The 13,975-nt window shown below is 71.3% G+C and carries 8 protein-coding genes; 4 read left to right on the top strand and 4 right to left on the bottom strand.

Annotated elements, in window-relative coordinates; all coding sequences use genetic code 11:
* Window positions 1–9 precede the first annotated feature (9 nt).
* The 3 genes from pcrA to guaA all read right to left on the bottom strand — a co-directional run bounded on the left by pcrA (window position 10) and on the right by guaA (window position 6,728).
* Window positions 10–2,553, bottom strand: coding sequence for a DNA helicase PcrA (gene pcrA, locus CC117_RS12790; protein ID WP_071083910.1), 2,544 nt, complete (start codon window positions 2,551–2,553; stop codon window positions 10–12).
* Between the two features lie 122 nt (window positions 2,554–2,675).
* Window positions 2,676–3,956 carry a threonine ammonia-lyase gene (locus CC117_RS12785; protein ID WP_241830052.1) on the bottom strand — a complete coding sequence of 427 codons (1,281 nt, stop codon included), beginning with the start codon at window positions 3,954–3,956 and terminating at the stop codon, window positions 2,676–2,678.
* 1,164 nt (window positions 3,957–5,120) lie between these two features.
* Window positions 5,121–6,728: a glutamine-hydrolyzing GMP synthase gene (gene guaA, locus CC117_RS12780; RefSeq protein ID WP_071083908.1), complete on the bottom strand. Its 1,608-nt coding sequence runs from the start codon at window positions 6,726–6,728 to the stop codon at window positions 5,121–5,123.
* Window positions 6,729–7,140: 412 nt separating this feature from the next.
* Here guaA and CC117_RS12775 point away from each other — a divergent pair, with 412 nt between their 5' ends.
* The 4 genes from CC117_RS12775 to CC117_RS12760 are packed head-to-tail and all read left to right on the top strand — an operon-like array spanning window position 7,141 to window position 12,403.
* The gene (locus CC117_RS12775; RefSeq protein ID WP_071083907.1) at window positions 7,141–11,025 is read left to right on the top strand and encodes a nitrate- and nitrite sensing domain-containing protein; all 3,885 of its coding nucleotides are present in this window, start codon (window positions 7,141–7,143) and stop codon (window positions 11,023–11,025) included.
* Entirely contained in the window at window positions 11,022–11,444 is a 423-nt protein-coding gene (locus CC117_RS12770) for a roadblock/LC7 domain-containing protein (RefSeq protein ID WP_018638950.1), read from the top strand. The genes CC117_RS12775 and CC117_RS12770 overlap by 4 nt, the downstream gene beginning before the upstream one ends.
* Before the next feature lie 22 nt (window positions 11,445–11,466).
* Entirely contained in the window at window positions 11,467–11,826 is a 360-nt protein-coding gene (locus CC117_RS12765; protein WP_006541596.1) for a DUF742 domain-containing protein, read from the top strand.
* A complete protein-coding gene (locus tag CC117_RS12760; RefSeq protein WP_071083906.1) occupies window positions 11,807–12,403 on the top strand; it encodes a GTP-binding protein in 597 nt (198 codons plus the stop codon). Before CC117_RS12765 ends, CC117_RS12760 begins: the two co-directional genes overlap by 20 nt.
* 128 nt (window positions 12,404–12,531) lie before the next feature.
* Here the strand turns inward: CC117_RS12760 and CC117_RS12755 are convergent, their stop codons facing one another.
* Window positions 12,532–13,962 (bottom strand): ABC transporter substrate-binding protein, encoded by a 1,431-nt coding sequence (locus CC117_RS12755; protein ID WP_241830050.1) that lies wholly within the window; start codon window positions 13,960–13,962, stop codon window positions 12,532–12,534.
* Window positions 13,963–13,975: the final 13 nt, after the last annotated feature.

Raw genomic sequence — 13,975 nt, 5'->3', positions numbered from 1 at the left:
CGGGGTCCGTCAGAGCTTCTCCACCGGGGCGTACCGCAGCAGCAGGTCCTTCGTGCCCGTGCCGGAGCCGAAGTCCACCTTCGCCTGGCGGGAGTCGCCGACCCCGCTGGTCGCGACGACGACCCCGAGGCCGAAGGTGTCATGGGTGACCCGGTCGCCAGGGCTCAGGTCGACGATGGGGCGGCTGGCCGGCCGGGCGCTCCGCGCCGCGAACGGGGAGTTCTGCGGCCGGGGCCCTGCCCCGCCTGACCCAGACCCGGACCCACCGGACCCGAAGCTGCCGGACCCGCCCGAGCCGCTGGAGAACCGGCCACCCGCGGGGGCCGGGGCCGGCTCGGGTAGCCGGCGCCAGTCGACAAGCGACTCGGGAACCTCGCCCAGGAACCGCGACGGCGGGTTGTAGGCCGGCTGCCCCCAGGCGCTGCGCACCTGTGACCGGGTGAGGTAGAGCCTGGCGCGGGCACGGGTGACGCCGACGTAGGCGAGCCGCCGCTCCTCCTCCAGCCCGGTCGGGTCGCCGAGAGTACGCAGATGCGGGAACACACCGTCCTCAAGCCCGGTGAGGAAGACCACCGGGAACTCCAGACCCTTGGCGCTGTGCAGGGTCATCAGCGTGACCACCCCGTCGGAGCCGTCGTCGTCGGGGATCTGGTCGGCGTCGGCGACGAGGGACACCTGCTCCAGGAACTCGGCGAGCGTGCCCTCGGGGCGCCGCTCGGCGAACTCCTGGACAACCCCGACCAGCTCACGCAGGTTCTCGACCCGGCCCTGAGCCTCGATCGTGTCCTCGGCGACGAGCTCGGAAAGGTAGCCGGTCCGCTCCAGCGCGGCTTCGATCACCGCCAGCGGGCCCTCGGGCAGCAGCTCGCGCAGGCCGTCGAGCAACGCGGCGAAGTCCCGAACGGAGCGGGCCGACCGGGTGGCGACGCCGGGCACCTCGTCGACCCGGGTGAGCGCCTCCGCGAACGGGATCCGCTCCCGCTCCGCGAAGGCCGACAGCATCGCCTCGGCGCGGTCCCCGATGCCCCGGCGGGGGACGTTGAGGATGCGCCGCAGGTTCACCGTGTCCGTCGGGTTGGCCAGTACCCGCAGGTAGGCGAGGAGGTCACGGACCTCACGCCGCTCGTAGAAGCGGACGCCGCCGACGACCCGGTAGGGCAGGCCGACCCGGATGAAGATCTCCTCGAACACGCGGCTCTGGGCGTTCGTCCGGTAGAAGACCGCGACGTCTGCCGGCCGGGCCAGCTTCTCGTCGCCGAGACGGTCGATCTCCTCGGCGACGAAGGCGGCCTCGTCGTGCTCGTTGTCGGCGACGAACCCGACGATCCGCTCGCCGTCACCGGCGTCGGACCACAGGCGCTTGGGCTTGCGCTGGGCGTTGCGGGCGATGACCGCGTTGGCCGCCGAGAGAATGGTCTGGGTGGACCGGTAGTTCTGCTCCAGCAGGATGACGGCCGCGTTCGGGAAGTCCTTCTCGAACTCGACGATGTTGCGGATGTTCGCCCCGCGGAACGCGTAGATCGACTGGTCGGCGTCACCGACCACGCACAGCTCCCCCGGAGGAACCGCCCCGGACGGCGGGACCGCACCGGCACCGGCCTCGGCCCCTGTCCCGGGGTCGCCCGAGTCGGCCGCACCTGCCCGGCCCGGCCGGCCGACGAGCTCGCGGATGAGGACGTACTGGGCGTGGTTGGTGTCCTGGTACTCGTCGACCAGCACATGCCGGAACCGGCGGCGGTAGTGCTCGGCGACGTCCGGGAACGCCTGGAGCAGGTTGACCGTGGTCATGATCAGATCGTCGAAGTCCAGCGCGTTCGCCTGCATGAGGCGTTGCTGGTAGGCGGCGTACACCTCGGCGACGGTGCGCTCGATGTGGTTCGCTGCCCGGTCCCTGGCCGCCTCCCAGTCGACGAGCTCGTTCTTCAGGGCGCTGATGGCCACCGCCAGCCCTTTGGCGGTATGCCGCTTGGGGTCGAGATCGAGATCCCGGGTGACCAGAGTGATCAGGCGCTGCGCATCCGCCGCGTCGTAGATGGAGAAGGAGGAACCGAAACCGAGGYGGCCGGCCTCCGAGCGGAGGATGCGCACACAGGCCGAGTGGAAGGTGCTGACCCACATCGCCCGGGCCCGCCCACCGACAAGGKCCTCGACCCGCTCCCGCATCTCGCCGGCGGCCTTGTTCGTGAAGGTGATCGCGAGGATCTCCCCCGGTCGTGCACCCCGGGCCGCCAGCAGGTAGGCGATCCGGTGGGTCAGCACCCGGGTCTTACCGGACCCGGCACCGGCGACGACGAGCAGCGGGGCGCCCGCGTGCACCACGGCCGCGTGCTGCTGGGGGTTGAGCCCTTCCAGCAGTTCGTCGGGGTCGAGGCGGGGCGGTCGGGGGCGACCTGCGCCGGCCTCCAGCACTGCCGGGCCGAAGCCGGGGTCGGGCCGATCACCGCCTGTGGCACCACCACGCGGCCCAGGGCCGCCAGGRGCCGCCGGGCCGCCCGGCGAACCGCCGTCGACCAGGCCCCCGGGGCCGAAGGTGTCGTCGAAAAGAGTGCTCATCAGACCTCGATCGTACGTTCGACGGACGAACCGCCCGGCGCCGTGGTCAGGCCGGCCACCGCGTCATGATGCCGGGCGGGTCCGACACTTCCACCGCCGGCCCCGGTGTCGGCGGCCGGGTCTCATCCCGCCCGCGCGGCGGCGAGTGCCGCGACCCGCCTGTCGACAGCCGGGTCGAGGTTGCCACCGGAGAGGATGACGGCTGTCGGCCCGGAGGCGAGGTGCGGCATCCGCAGCAGTGCGGCGACTCCGGCGGCACCCGCGGGCTCCACCCGGTGGCCGGCACGCCGCAGGACGACCATCCCGTCCCAGAAGGCGTCCTCGTCGACCGTGACGACGTCATCCACCAGTCGTGCGGCCAGCGCGAGGGTCAGTCGACCGGGGGCACCTACCGCCATCCCGTCCGCGACGGTGCCCGCCGGTGGCCGCTCGCGGCCGTCGCCGGCCGTGGTATCGGACGCGCCACCCCCGGGTGGCACGGTCAGGCGGCTGCCGGCGTGGAAGGAGGCGGCGAAGGCGGGCGCAGCAGCCGCCTGGACACCGATCACGCGGACATCCGGGCGCTGGTTCCTGATCGCCACCGCCAGCCCGCACAGCAGGCCGCCGCCACCCACCCCGGTGATCACGGTCGACAGGTCCGGGATCTGCTCCAGGAGCTCCAGGCCGACCGTGCCCTGGCCGGCGACGACCGCCTCGTCATCGAACGGGTGCACCAGGAACGCGCCGCTGTCGGCGGCGAAGGCGGCGGCTGTGCGGATCGCGGCGTCCACGCCTCCCGGGACGTGCTCGACCCGGGCGCCCAGGCTGCGGGTCCGGGCCACCTTGGCCGGGTTCGCGCCCTCCGGTACGAAGATCGTCGCGGCGGCGCCGAACCGGGCAGCGGCGAAGGCGACACCCTGGGCATGGTTGCCCGCGCTCGCGGCCACCACCCCCCGAGCGCGGGCCCGCGGGCCCGCGGCAGCGATCCGGTTGTAGGCGCCACGCAGCTTGAACGAACCGGTGTGCTGCTCGTGCTCGCACTTGAGCCAGACCGGTGAGCCCGGGTCCCCGGTGATCCCCGGGGCCACGACGATCCGGGTTCGGCGCGCGACACCACTCAGGCGGGCCGCCGCTGCCCACACGTCGGCGGTGTCGACCGGCAGCACGGCCCCGCCGACCGACCGGGTGGCGTTGTCCCGCCCGCGGGGGCCGGTGCGTGCACCGAGCGCATGGCACGCGGACGGCGCCGGACGGGCACGGTCCGGGCGGGGCAGGCCCACCCGCATGCTGATCCGGGCGGAGGCGACCACTGCTCCGCCCTGGCGATCTCCGGCGCCGTCGGCATCATCCGTGCCGCCCGGATCGTCTGCGGGGGACGCCGGGGCAGCGATGGCCGGCGGCCGATGTACCGATGGTGATGTCATCAACACTCTCCTGGTGGCTCGGCGGCCACCTCCACCTGCGGCCGCGGCAATCAAAAAAGCCCCCCGCCATAGGACGGAAGGGCTCGGCGCGCGACCCGCTCGGGGCGGTCGCGCGCCTACGTAATCACCATGAGGGACTGCGGCACCTCTCCAGGGTGCGCCGTGACCGGGACGTAGTCAAACCAGCCCTACGCCCGTCCACGCACGTACTGCCTGGACGGGCGCCCGTTCGACCCGGCACCGGGTGGCGCGCCCAGGTCACACCGACCTGAGCCGGCCATCCCGCGCGGAACCGCGCCCCGCGCCAGGCGTTCGCCCGTCACCGCGTGGTTCGCCCGTCGCCCACGTGGACGGAGGGGCGGCTGGCCCACCAGCCCGACACCTGATCGAGCGCCTACGGCGACCAGCGCTCGAGGGAAGGGCGATATTGGCGCCGAAGCAGAGAAGAGGGGTTGCTCTATGTCAACAACTTCGGCGTTAGGGGCCGATTATCCCCTAATGTCCGGTTCGACAACGAGTGAACCGTTACCGGCGCATAGAGTGACAATGCCGAGCGGCCAACAAGCGGCGAGCCTGCGCGTGAATCATCGCGCCACGAACGCCGCGCGAACCAGCGGCCGAACCCGCAACCAACCGGCGCGAGAATGAGCGGCTGACACACCCACGGGATGTCACCGCGGAGTGTGCAGATCCCGATGACCCACCACAACCGAACAGCGGCCACCCCGTCCGCCGGGACACGGCACTCACCCCGCCGGACGGGACCTACCGCGCACCCGGCGGGAGCGCGGCCACAATCCGCGTACCCTGGCAGCCGCTATCGGACGCCAGCGGCCGCATCCGCATGAAATCCACGACTGCGACACTGACCGACACCGACCGCCGCAATGGCGAAACATGTATTTCCCAACACGACACATCGCTGCATACGCCCTGCTGACGGATTCGGCGAGGCCCACCGCACCCCCGGCCGGGTCCACGCGCGTGGCCCCGTCGCAGCCAGGTTCCGCCGCACTGCAGCCGCACCGCCGCCACAGCGGCAACAGCGGTGCAGCTGCAGCGCGGCTGCAGTGCGGCGGTGCAGCGGCGGCTCGAAGCGGGCGCAGGGGCGCGCGAACCGGCCCGCCCGCAGGCCTCAGCGAGCCGCCGACAGCGGCCCGTTCGCTACTCCCACTCAATCGTGCCGGGCGGCTTCGACGTGATGTCGTAGACAACCCGGTTGACCTGTGGGACCTCGTTGACGACCCGGTTGCTGATGCGCTCGAGCAGCGCCGCCGGCAGCCGGGCCCAGTCCGCCGTCATCGCGTCCTCGCTGGTCACTGCACGCAGGACCACGGGGCAGCCGTAGGTCCGTTCGTCGCCCTGCACCCCCACCGACCGGACGTCCGCGAGCAGGACCGCGAAGACCTGCCAGATCTCCCGATCAAGACCCGCCTTGCGGATCTCCTCGCGTACCACCGCGTCGGCGGCGCGCACGATGTCGAGCCGTTCGGGCGTCACCTCGCCGATGATCCGCACGRCCAGGCCGGGGCCGGGAAACGGCTGCCGCCAGACGATGTCCTCGGGCAGTCCGAGTTCCTCGCCGAGCCGGCGAACCTCGTCCTTGAACAGCGTGCGCAGCGGCTCCACCAGGGCGAACTGAAGGTCGTCCGGCAGCCCGCCGACGTTGTGATGCGACTTGATCTTGGCGGCCGTCGGCGAGCCGGACTCGATGACGTCCGGGTAGAGCGTGCCCTGCACCAGGAAACCGATGTGCGTCCCCTCGGTCTCGGCGGCGCGGGCATCGAGCTCGCGGGCGGCCTCCTCGAAGACCCGGATGAACTCCCGACCGATGATCTTGCGCTTCTGTTCCGGGTCGGTGACTCCCGCCAGCGCCGCGGCGAACCGGTCGGCCGCCTTCACGTGAACGAGGTCGACGCCGGTGGAGGCGACGAAGTCCCGCTCGACCTGCTCCGCCTCGCCGGCCCGCAGCAGCCCGTGGTCGACGAACACACAGGTCAGCGCCTCACCGACCGCGCGCTGTACCAGTGCGGCGGCCACCGCGGAGTCAACTCCACCGGACAGCCCGCAGATGAGGCGTCCGCCGCCGACCTGCCTGCGCACCGAGGCGACCGCCTCATCGACGATGTTGAGCATGGTCCAGGACGGCCGGCAGCCCGCACCCACGAGCAGGAAGTGACGCAGGACGTCCATCCCGCGGTCGCTGTGCACCACCTCGGGGTGGAACTGCACACCGTAGAGCCGACGGGCGGGGTCCTCGAACGCGGCGACCGGCGTGGACGGGGTGGAGGCGGTGACCCGGAAGCCGGGCGGGGCCGCGGTCACGGAGTCGCCGTGGGACATCCATACCTGCTGCGACGTGGGCAGATCCGCGAAGAGCACGCCAGGGTCGTCGACGCGCAGGCGGGTCGCGCCGTACTCGGCGGTACCCGTGCGGGCGACCGTTCCGTCCAGCGCCTGGGCCATCACCTGGTGGCCGTAGCAGATCCCCAGGACGGGGACCCCGGCGGAGAACAGCGCCGGATCGACCCGCGGCGCACCCGGCGAGTACACCGACTTCGGGCCCCCTGACAGGATCAGCGCTGCCGGGCGGCGGGCCAGGATCTCCGCCACCGGCGTGTCCCACGGGACGATCTCCGAGTACACATGGCACTCACGAACGCGGCGCGCGATCAACTGGGCGTACTGCGCACCGAAGTCGATCACGAGAACCGTGTCGTATCCGGGATGTGCATCGGTGGAGCCATAGCTGCCACGAGGTGACTCGTTCACCCATCAAGCGTACGGAGCCCGCGGCGGGCCCGCGCCGGGTGGCACGACCGCCGGCACTGCCGCCACATTGGAGGTGTCTTCGGACCGCCCGGACGAACCAGCCGGCGAACCACCTCCGAAGACCATGAAGCCCGGATCGGATCGCAAAGGTCGGAGAAGGGCACCGGTGAGTGATGCACCGGCCGACCGACAGTGCCCGCAGAGATGGGCATCGGTGACAAACGTGGACGGCAAACCGCCACAACTGGCCCGCGCTCCACAACGGGCGTACGGTGGGCGCCTTTCGGGTGCTCACTGTGTACCGCTAAGGTGCGTTGTGAGGGACATCCGGGCCCCGATACCGAGCCATCCTGGTACGACCTGTTCCGGGAGGCTGGCGGAGAGGTTGCGAAGGTACGTGCGCAGACAACCGATGGCCAGCACCACGGGCATGGCCGCAGATCAGCCGCCGATGCCGGCTGCTGGTTCGCCCGTCGAAGGCGACGGGCATCACGACGACCAGCCCCCCATGCCGCCGCGCCCGGAAAGATCCGGCCGCCGCGGYCTCCGCCAGTTGGTGACCGACCCGACCAACTGGCGGGTGCGCACCAAACTGATCGCAATTCTTGCCGTACCGGTCGTGGCCATCCTGGTCAACTCGTCGATCCAGGCGGCGTCGGTTCTGACCAGCACACGTGATGTCAACCGAATCCGCGATCTCATCGAGATCAACAGGTCGGCCGCGCCTCTGATCTACGCCCTGCAGCAGGAGCGGACGTTCACCACCAGTTTCGTGGCCACCCGTCCCGGCGGCGTCGCGCCGTCGGTTCAGGTCCTGCAGACCGCGGTGGACGACGCCCTCGCCGGCTACCGGAGCACGGCCGACCGCCGCCGGGGCTCCTTCGGGCCGGAGGTCAACGAGGCGCTGGTCAACGCTGACACGGCGCTGGGCCGGATCGAGGGCATCCGTGCTTCGGTCGTGCGGATCGCGGACCCGGACTCGGTGCGCACCGCCTACAAGCCGATCATCGACTCGCTGATCGACCTTGTGATCCTCATCCCGCAGGGAAATGACGATCAGGAACTACTCACCAGCGTCAACGCCAATGATCACCTTGTCCGGGCGGACGAGGAACTCGCCAACGCACAGGCACTTGCGCACGGTGTCATCGTCGGCGCGCAGCCATTCTCGACCGACGACTACCGTGAGTTCCTCACCACCTACTCGCAGCGCACCGAACTGATTCGCGCATTCGAGAAAGATGCGACACCCACCCAGCTCGCTACCTACCGTGACAATGTCAGTGTTGAGAATCCGGACATCGCACTCACCRCTCTGTATACGGAACAGATTCTCGACGCTCCCACGGACGTGCCGCTGACGACACCGGCGGCGCCCGCGTCCGACAAGTGGGCGCGCGTGACCAAGGAGACCCTCGACCGCAGCAACGAGGTCAGCGCCGGTCTGGTCAACGACGCCGACGACCGGGTCGACGAGCTGCGCGGCGGAATTCAGCGCGGGGCACTGCTCTCCGGTCTGCTGATCGTCTTCATTCTCGCCAGTGCGCTGCTCGCCGCCGTGGTTGTCGCCCGGTCACTCGTCCGGCCCCTGCTCTCGCTGCGGACCGCCGCCCTCGACGTCGCCGGGCGCCGACTGCCCGAGGCCGTCCGCCGGTTGCGGGACTCCAGCGACCAGACCCTCAACGACGAGATCGAGCCGATCGGTATCGACTCCGACGAGGAGATCGGTGAAGTCGCGCGGGCGTTCGACGCGGTCCACCGCGAGGCGGTCCGGCTCGCCTCCGAGCAGGCCGTCCTGCGGAACAACGTCAACGCGATGTTCGTGAACCTCTCCCGGCGAAGCCAGGGCCTCGTCGAGCGCCAGCTTCGCCTGATCGACGACCTGGAGAACCGCGAGCAGGACCCGGACCAGCTCGCCAACCTCTTCAAGCTCGACCACCTCGCCACCCGTATGCGGCGGAACAACGAGTCCCTGCTGGTTCTCGCCGGGACGGACACCGCACGCCGGTGGACGCACCCGGTGCCGGTCAACGAGGTCGTCCTCGCCGCCATCTCCGAGGTGGAGCAGTACACCCGGGTGAAGCAGACCGGCGCCGCGCCGGTCTCCATCGCCGGCAGCGGTGTCAGCGACGTGGTCCATCTGATCGCCGAGCTGCTGGAGAACGCCACCTCCTACTCGCCGCCCGTCACCGACGTCGCGGTGTCCAGCCACTCGCTGGGCCCCGGCGCCGGCGCGATGATCGAGATCGAGGACCAGGGCATCGGCATGCCCGCCAAGGAGCTCGAACGGGTCAACGAGCGRCTCGCGAACCCGCCGGTCGTCGACGTCTCCGTCTCGCGGACGATGGGTCTGTTCGCTGTCGGCCGGCTGGCCGGCCGCCACGGCATCCGGGTCCAGCTGCGCGAATCCGCCTCCGGCGGTATCACCGCCGTCGTCCGCCTGCCCGCCAAGCTGGTCACCGGCGACAGCGGTGCACTGCCGAGCGGACCGCGCCCGGCAGCGATCGCCCCCGCGAACGGGCGGGACGCCGGTTCGGCCGGCGGCCGCGGCCCGGCTGGTCCGCCCGCGCTTCCGCCCGCGCCCGAGCGCAACGGCATCGGGTCGGGCCTGCAGACCACGAACTTCAACCCGATCGTCGACCCGGCGACCGCCTCGGCCGCAGGTGGCTCGTCCGTCGCCCCCGGCGGCAACGGTGCCGGGTTCGGACAGGCACCGGGCGGTGGCTTCACCAGCCCCGGCGGAGCATCGCTGTTCGGCGGGCCCCGCCCGCCGCGGCCCGACTCCGCCGAACCGGGTGGCCGCGGTGAGCGGGGCGGCTGGGGCGAACGGGACGACCGGGCCGGGCACAACGGCCAGTTCGCCCGGGACACCGGCAGCGGGCCCGGCTCCACCGGGCCCGACCGGTTCGACGCCGGCCCGCCTGCCGGCTTCCCCGACCAGGGGCGGACCGGCGACGAGGATTCCGCCGAGTACCCGCTCGAGGCCTTCGACTCCGGCTCTCTGCCCCACCGGGGCGGTACCGGCTACGACCAGGGCGGCTACGACCAGGGCGGTTACACCGAGGAGCCGCACACCGGCGAGCACCCCTACACCTACCCGCTGGAGACCGGCGGGCGGCGGGCGGAGACCGGGCCGCAGCAGCACACCGGGCCGCGTGGGTACACCGGCCCGCAGGAGCTCACCGGTCCCCGGGAGCACACCGGCCCGTTGGAGCTCCCCGGGCGCCTGGACCGGTCCGGCCCGAACCGGGTCCCGGACGCCGGGCGAGGGCTCACCGACTCCAACGGCTACCCGCTCGCGGACGTCCGCGGTGGGGACGACCTGTCCGGCCCGCTGCAGATCGGGCCGCCCTCGGGGCCGAACCAGGTCTACAGCGAGCCCGACACCGACGCGCTGTCGCGCCCGGGCGGGGTGTTCAACCGCGGTGCCGGGCGGCCCGCACCCGACACGGGTGACCCGTTCCCGCGCACCGGCCCGGGCCTGGCTGCGGCTTTCCGCGGGAACCGGGAGATCGGCCCGGGCGAGACCGGCCCGAACCAGAGCTCCACGTTCGGGCGCGCCGAGGACACCGGCGAGACGGCGACGGACGAGCTGGAGGACGACGACACCTTCACCACGCCGATCTTCGACTCGGTGTCGGCCTGGTTCCAGCGCAAGACCCCGCCACCCGCGAACGGCGCCGGCAACGGCGTGGTGAACGGCCGGCCCGCGCCGGCCCGCCCCGCGCCGGCCCGCGGGCAGGCCCCGGCGGGCCCGCCCGTCCAGGCCACACCGCTCCCCCGGCGGGCCCAGCCACAGGCTCCCGCCCGACCGGGCACCGGCATCCAGCCGCCGGGTGCACCGCGGTCACCGCTCCGCGGCGAGCCGGCACTGGACTCCCCCGGCCGGGGGATCCGCCGCCCTGGCCCCGGCGTGCAGGTCCCTGCCGCCGCGGCTCAGGCTCCCCGCCAGATGCCGCAGACCGGTCCGCAGCCCATGGCCCCCGCCGGACAGGCACCGGACGGATCCTGGTCGTCCGCGGGCGACGAGGGCTGGAAGGCTGCGGAGCAGCTCCGCCAGCCCAGTGCCGGCGGCACCACCCGGTCCGGGCTTCCGGTTCGAGTTCCCATGACCCATCTCGTGCCCGGCAGCGCCGAACCAGCGCCCAGCCGGCGTCCCCCCGAGCCGGCGGCGACACGCTCCCCACAGGCCGTCGGTGGCCGGCTCGCCAGCTTCTACCAGGGCGTGCGGCAGGGACGTGATGTCGGAGTTGACACCACGAGGAATCCCCGACGTGACGCGCAGGAGGAACGGTGACACCCGTGAGTTCCGAGGCCCAGAACCTCAACTGGTTGATCAACAACTTTGTTGACCGGGTTCCGGGCGTCGCCCACACCGTGGTGGTTTCCGCCGACGGACTGCTGCTGGCCGTCTCGGACGGTTTCCCCCGGGACCGGGCCGACCAGCTCGCCGCGGTGGCGTCGGGGCTGGTGAGCCTCACCGGCGGCGCCGCCCGGGTCTTCGAGGCCGGTGCGGTGACGCAGACCGTCGTCGAGATGGAACTGGGCTTCCTGTTCATCATGGCCATCAGCGACGGGGCCAGCATGGCCGTCCTCGCCGCACCGTCCTGCGACATCGGGCTGGTCGGCTACGAGATGGCGTTGCTCGTCAGCCGCGCCAAGGACGTCCTCACGCCGGCCCTGCGGGCCGAGCTGCAAGGGACGCTTCCGCGGTGAACGGTAAGTCCAGGGAGTCAGGGTGAGCATCGATCCCGAGAACGCGCCCGGACCGGTCGTCCGTCCCTACGCGATGACCGGCGGGCGAACTCGGTCACGCTACGAGCTCGCCATCGAGGCACTCGTCTTCACGACCCCGCTCGGTGAGGAGCGGGCACTAAGCCTCAACCTGGAGCAGCAGACCATCGCCGCGATGTGCCGGCAGGTGCGGTCAATCGCTGAGATCGCAGCCGGTCTGAGGGTGCCCCTCGGGGTCGCCCGCGTCCTGGTAGGCGATATGGCGGACGAAGGCTTCGTCCGCGTCCACCAGCAGCCGGACCGCGATGAGGCGCCGGATCTCGCGTTGCTCGAAAGGGTTCTCAGTGGCCTTCGAAAGCTCTGACCACCGACGGGTCAACTCCGCCGTCGCCACGACCTCGGTCAAGATCGDGGTGGCGGGTGGGTTCGGCGCCGGCAAGACGACGTTCGTGGGCTCCGTGTCCGAGATCGTCCCGCTGCGCACCGAGGCCGTCATGACCGAGGCCGGCGCGCACGTCGACGACCTCACACACCTCGTGGACAAGACCACCACGACCGTGGCGATGGACTTCGGCCGTGTCTCCCTCGACGAGGACCTGATCCTCTACCTGTTCGGGACACCCGGGCAGTACCGGTTCTGGTTCATGTGGGACGACATCGTGCGCGGCGCCATCGGCGCGATCGTGCTGGCCGACACCCGGCGCCTCGCCGACTGCTTCGCCGCCGTCGACTACTTCGAGCAGCGCCAGCTGCCGTTCGTCGTCGGGGTGAACTGCTTCGACGGCATCCTGCGACACTCCATCGAGGATGTTCGGGAGGCGCTGCAGATCAACCAGGCCGTCCCGATCATCACCTGTGACGCCCGCAACCGCGACTCCACCAAGACCGCCCTGATCGCGGTGGTCGAGCACACGATGACGCGCGCGGCGGCGCGTACCTGACCCGAGGCAGCGGGGTCGACCACCCCGCGGCCCGCACGATGGCTGTGACAACGGCGTGGGGGGTGCCTCCCGAAACGGGATGCACCCCCCACGCCGTCTGCGTCACCGGGACCGGCTGTCCCCGAACGTCAGTTGCCCTCCTGGGACCTCAGGTCGATCATCCTCTGGTCAGGCTCGACGGCGACGTTGAGCCCGGGGGTGGTGGCGCTGACGACGTGCAGGCCGAACTCGTTGTTCTGCTGCGTCCACACCCCGCCGGCCAGCGGGACACTCGCGACGTTCTTCGGCAGCTGTTTCGCCTGGTCCCCGAAGGTGACGGGGCCGACAACAGTGCGGGCCTGCTGCAGCCTGGAGATCGCATCGGCGATCCCCTGCGGCTCGTCGATGGATTCGACGGTGACGAGTGCCTGCGCGAGCACCTCGAACATCGCGTGGGTGAACCCCAGGATCGGGGACCAGGGCCGCCCTTTGTCGTCGTTGTACTCGGCCGCGATCTCCTCCGCCGTACGCTGGGTGAGATAGCTGCGGAACTGGTGCCGCGGGGACCAGCCCACCTCGGTCGAGAATCCCTTCGCAGCGGTACCGAAGGCCTGCAGGTCGTCGCGGAAGAGAAGCGCCCGCGACAGGCACACGATGTGCGGCCGATAGTTCTGCTCGTTCAGCTCACGCCAGAACGCGGAGAAGTCCGTCACATTGGGCACGCCGGCGATAATGGATACCTCGTTCTCGACGATGTTCCGCACTATCGACGAGTAGGAGCGGGCGTCCACGTTGTAGCGGTAATCCTCCGGCCGCCCGACGATCTGGAAGCCTTCCTCGCCCAGTTTGGGCAGACCGTAGTCGACATTGGCGAACGCGTCGCCCTCCTGGTCCCGCGGTAGCAGCAGCGCCACGCTGCGGGGGACCTCCAGCGGGCTCCACATGCCCCGGTAGGCCGCCCGCAGATCGGCCATGCCCCAGTTGAGGTGGTAGGTCCAGACGAACGGCCGCTGCGGATCACCGCCGCGAGCATAGAACCAGGCCTCCCACGGCACCGCGGACGAGATACAGGGAACTCCCTGTGCCTCGCAGATGTCGGACACCGGGTTCACGTTGTCCGCGGTGCCACCGACCAGGACGACGTCGACGCGGTCGGTGAAGATGAGGTCGGCGGCGGCGGAGGCGGCCCTGTTGCGGTCGGACTGCCCGTCCCGGACGAAGATCTCCACCGGCAGCGTGTTCCTGCCGACCCGGATGCCGTCCTTGAACTGGTTCCGCATCCGCTCGACAACATGATTGTCGACGTCGGCGAAGTTCCGCAGTGCGCCGGTCTGCGGGCTGACCATGCCGATACGTACCGCACGACTGCCGCTGCCGCTCGAACCACCGCCGCAGGCGGCCAGCAGGGCAGCCGACGGAACCGCGGCCGCGGCCATTCCCGCCGCCTTGAGAAGGCCCCGGCGATCGACCAGCCGCCAGCCCTCCGGACGCATCTCGACGCGGGGGCCGGCCGGGCTCTCCGGCGCCGTGACCAGGTCCGCTCCGCCGGGATCAGGGAGGCCAGAACCTCCGTGGTTCAAGATTTCCTGAGCG

It is taken from the genome of Parafrankia colletiae (assembly GCF_001854655.1).
GTDB classification, from domain to species: domain Bacteria; phylum Actinomycetota; class Actinomycetes; order Frankiales; family Frankiaceae; genus Parafrankia; species Parafrankia colletiae.
The sequence above is the reverse complement of the archived record's forward strand: the minus strand, read 5'-3'. Positions and strand labels throughout refer to the sequence as shown.